This is a genomic window from Helicobacter equorum, from assembly GCF_900198655.1.
GTDB classification, from domain to species: Bacteria; Campylobacterota; Campylobacteria; order Campylobacterales; family Helicobacteraceae; genus Helicobacter_F; species Helicobacter_F equorum.
The window spans coordinates 1-1011 of sequence record NZ_FZPO01000093.1 but is presented as its reverse complement, the minus strand read 5'-3'; the positions used below and the strand labels follow the sequence as shown (position 1 = coordinate 1011).

The 1011-nt window shown below is 43.3% G+C and carries 1 protein-coding gene; it reads right to left on the bottom strand.

The genetic code is table 11. The annotated features are described in order from the left end of the window. On the bottom strand, nucleotides 1-1011 hold a 1011-nt coding region (locus C6H22_RS08550; protein ID WP_233707111.1), incomplete at both ends, for an aconitase family protein.

Genomic DNA, 1011 nt, shown 5'->3' with positions numbered 1-1011 from the left:
GCCACATCATCAGGGTCATTTGGACAAGCCAAAATCGGTTCTTTAATCTCTGCAAGATCAATCTCAATTACTGCCGCGTATTCTGCATCACTATCAGGCTCCAAAAGCACAGGATTATTGATCCATTCTTGCATTTTTTGTGCGCGTCTACGTAGAGTTTCAGCATTTTGATACCCATCTTTAATCATAGCTTCAATAAGTGCGATATTTGAGTGCAAATACTCAATGATAGGCTCTTTATTGAGACGCACACTACAAGCTGCAGCACTTCTTTCTGCACTTGCATCACTAAGCTCAAAAGCTTGTTCAACTTTGAGATCTCCCAACCCTTCGATTTCTAGGATTCTACCGCTAAAGATATTTTTTTTACCTTTTTTCTCCACGGTTAAAAGTCCTTGTTTGATTGCATAGTAAGGAATTGCATTAACCAAATCTCGCAATGTGATACCCGGATTTAGTTTGCCCTTAAATCGCACAAGCACAGATTCTGGCATGTCAAGAGGCATTGTACCTGTAACTGCTGCAAATGCTACAAGCCCACTTCCTGCTGGAAAAGAGATACCAATTGGGAAGCGTGTATGTGAGTCCCCACCGGTGCCAAGTGTATCTGGTAAGCAGAATCTATTAAGCCAAGAGTGAATAACACCATCTCGAGGACGCAAGGCTACCCCACCTTTTGATGACATAAATTCTGGCAATGTGGCATGTAGACTTACATCTGATGGTTTTGGGTATGCGGCAGTGTGGCAGAAGCTTTGCATTACAAAATCCGCACCAAAGCTAATAGCCGCAAGCTCTTTAATTTCATCGCGCGTCATTGCTCCTGTGGTATCTTGGCTACCAACGGTTGTGGTTTTTGGCTCACAATATGTGCCAGGTCTTATGCCCTCTACTCCACACGCACGACCGACGATTTTTTGTGCGAGAGAGAATCCGCAAGATTTTTGCGCTGGTTGTTTAGGAGTTTTGAATACATCACTTGGAGGAAGTCTAAGGAAATCTCGTGCCTTT